Consider the following 3,234-nt stretch of genomic DNA (forward strand, 5'->3'; position numbering starts at 1 on the left):
CGGCTGCGCCCGGGTGCAGCCGTGACCGGCGGGCCGGTGGCGGGACCTCGCAGCGCCTGCGGGCACCTCTGCGACCTCGCCACCGCCTCCCTTGTTCAGGGGTCCTTGCCATATGCCCGCCCGGGCCGCGTGGTCTGGCACCGCACCTCGGGCGTTGCCGAAAAGCCCTGGTAGCTCCGCTACGAGGACCCTCCGGGCGCCTTGCGATGCACGGCACCAGACCACGCGACCTCATCGGACGCTCATATGGCAAGGACCCCTCAGTGTCGGCGACGGGCTGCCGGCGGCCTCGCAGGGCAGCCCGCCCGAGGAGCCCGTCGGCGGCCGCCGGCCACTGCTCCCGCCGACTCGCCCGGACCGCCGCCCAGTTGGGGCCGCGCCGGCTGCGGCAGACTCCCCCCTGTCGCGTTGCGGTGGCCACAATCGCACCTCCCCCTCCCCCACCCCACAGGGAAATCCTGTGGAGCACCCAGGCGAACTGAGGGTTGACCTGCGGCGAAGGCGTTCCTAGGGTCACCGCACAGGGCGTTCGCCGCAGGTCGCGCGGGCCCTCGGCGGACTGGTCCCCGCCGGGCGGCCCACCGCCGGCCGCAGACGACGAGGCCCGCCCTCCAGAGCGTGCGCGGCCCACCGCGTCCGCGCCACCGGACGACCGAGGAGGCCGCGCGACGGTGTCCAGCACTCAACGACCGCCCCACCAGCCACCCGGTAACGGCGCGCTGCGCCGCGACCTGAAACTCACCGACGCCGCGGCGTTCTCCGTGGGGCTCATCGGCCCCGTCGGCGCGATGGCGCTCCTCGGGGTGGGTGCCGCCGGCCTGCTGGGCCGGGGCGCCACCTGGGCGTTCGTCTTCGCCATCCTCGGTGTCTGCCTCGTCGCGTACGGCTTCGTGAAACTGGCGGGACACATCTCCCACACCGGTTCCGTCTTCGCCCTGGTGGGCAGGACACTGGGGCCGCGCACCGGCTTCGTCGCAGGCTGTCTGCTCTTCACCGCCTACGTGACCATCGGCACCGGCTCGACCGTCGAGATCGCCCTGTTCTCCAACCGGGTACTGGGCGGCCTCCACCTGCTGGACGGCGCCACAGAGTGGTACTGGACGGCACTGGTGGGTCTGGTGGTGACGGTCCTGCTCTCGCTCAGCGAGACCCGCGTCATCACCCGCACCCTGCTGGCCTGCGAGCTGATCGGGGCCGTGCTCGTCAGTCTGCTCAGCGTCGTGGTACTGGTCCGCGCGGCCATGGGCGACGCGCCCCACGGCTCCGGGCTGAGCTGGCACTTCCTGGACCTGCCCGCGGGGACGGACGCCGGGACGATCGCGGCGGCGGCGGTGTTCGGCTTCCTGGCGTTCGCCGGGTTCGAGGGCGCCGCCGCCCTCGGCGAGGAGACCGTGAACCCGCGCCGGCTGATACCCAAGGCCATCAAGGTGACGGTGGTCGTGGTCGGCGCGTTCTTCCTGCTCACCATCGTCGGGCAGTCGGTCGGCTACGGCACCGACGGGGCCGGGGCCAGGGCCTTCGCCGCCGCCGACTCGCCGTACTCCTTCCTCGCCGACCGCTACGTGGGCGCCCCCGCCGCCGTCCTCCTCGAACTCATCGCCTCCCTGAGCGTCTTCGCGATCACCCTGGGAACCGTGGGTGGCGCGGCCCGGGTCGGGCTCGCCCTCTTCCGCGGTGCGGGGGTGAACGGGCCGCTCACCCGCCTGACCCGGCGCGGCGCGCCGGTGGGGACCGTGGTGCTCGCCACCGCGATCATCGCCGTCTGCGTGACGGGCGCGCGGCTGGTGGGCACCTCGGCGCTCGACGGCACCTTCTTCTGGCTGGGCCTGGGCTCCCTCGCGCTGCTGGTGGCCTACGGGCTCGCGACGGTCGGGGCGCTGCGCTTCCTCTTTCTGAGCGGTCCGGCCCGCGCCCCGCGCTGGCAGATCGTGGTGCCGGTGCTGGCCACCGCGTTCGTGGTCTTCACCCTGTACAGCAACATCACCGACGCCGAGGGTGCCGCCCGGTGGCAGCCGTGGGTGGTGGCGGCCGTGGCGGTGGTGACGACCGTGCTGGCCGCCGTCGTCCCCGGGCTGCCCGCCCGGGTGAGGCAGCAGGTCGGTGCGGAGCCCGAGGCCCAGGCGGCGGAGGCGGAGCAGGACCCGGCGGTCTCGGAGGTGTCCGTATGACGCGCCTGGTGTGCCGCCCGCTGGCGCCGGTCGTGGGAGACCTCGCGGGCAACCAGCGCCGGGTGCTGGAGACCCTGGCCACCCTCTCGACCGCCGGGGCCGACGTCATCGTCCTGCCCGAACTCGTCACCTCGGGTTACGTCTTCACCTCCCAGCGCGAGGCGGCGTCCTGCGCACTCGCCGCGGACGGGCCGGAGCTGGCCCAGTGGAGTGCGGCGCTGACCGGGGACACCGTCGCGGTGGCCGGTTTCGCCGAGCGCGCCCCCGACGGCCGGCTGTTCAACAGCGCGGCCCTGGTGGACGCCGGAGGGGTCCGGGCGGTGCACCGCAAGGCGCACCTCTGGGACCGCGAGAAGCTCTTCTTCGCCCCCGGTTCCCACCCGGCGCCGGTGGTGGAGACGGCCTTCGGGCGGCTGGCCGTGATGATCTGCTACGACCTGGAGTTCCCGGAGTACACCCGGCAGGCCGCGCTCGCCGGGGCCGACATGCTGGCCGTGCCCGTCAACTGGCCGCTGGTGCCCCGCCCCACCGGTGAGCGGCCCCCCGAGGTCGTCATCGGGCAGGCCGCCGCCCGCGTCAACCGGATGGTCGTCGCCTGCTGCGACCGGGTCGGCACCGAGCGCGGGCAGGAGTGGACGGAGGGGACGACCGTCATCGGAGCCGACGGCTGGGTCCTGGCGTCCGGCGGCCCGGGCTCGGCCGAGGACGGGGTGTGGGCGGACGTGGACCTGACCGCCGGACGGGCCAAGGCCCTGACCGAGCACGCCGACCTCTTCGCCGACCGCCGCCCCGACCTGTACGGGGCGTGAGCCCGGCCCCTGTCCGGAAGGCCCCGGACCCCGGCGACGAGCCCCGGCAGCCGTTCCTGCGGCTGCCGGGGCTCCCTCACGTGTCCTTCGCAGCGCCCCGTGGTCGTCGCCTCTCCTCTCCCGCGCCCGGTCGTGGCCCCCGCACCCGCATCCGCGGTCCGGTCCGCATCGCCGGCGGCGCAAGGAGACGGAGAGCAGCGGCAGCCCGCCGGACCTGACACGGCTGCGGGCGCGGTCCCCGGGAGGCTCCCGGGGAC

2 protein-coding genes are annotated in these 3,234 nt (G+C 74.7%); both read left to right on the forward strand.

Translation table 11 applies throughout. The features are described from left to right. The first annotated feature begins 671 nt into the window (after positions 1–671). Positions 672–2,168 carry an APC family permease gene (locus ACFV3R_RS29945; protein WP_385589667.1) on the forward strand — a complete coding sequence of 499 codons (1,497 nt, stop codon included), beginning with the start codon at positions 672–674 and terminating at the stop codon, positions 2,166–2,168. After that, complete coding sequence (locus ACFV3R_RS29950; protein WP_385589669.1) at positions 2,165–2,977, forward strand: nitrilase-related carbon-nitrogen hydrolase; 813 nt, start codon at positions 2,165–2,167, stop codon at positions 2,975–2,977. The genes ACFV3R_RS29945 and ACFV3R_RS29950 overlap by 4 nt, the downstream gene beginning before the upstream one ends. Positions 2,978–3,234: the final 257 nt, after the last annotated feature.

The sequence above is a fragment of the Streptomyces sp. NPDC059740 genome, from assembly GCF_042733155.1.
Classification (GTDB): domain Bacteria; phylum Actinomycetota; class Actinomycetes; order Streptomycetales; family Streptomycetaceae; genus Streptomyces.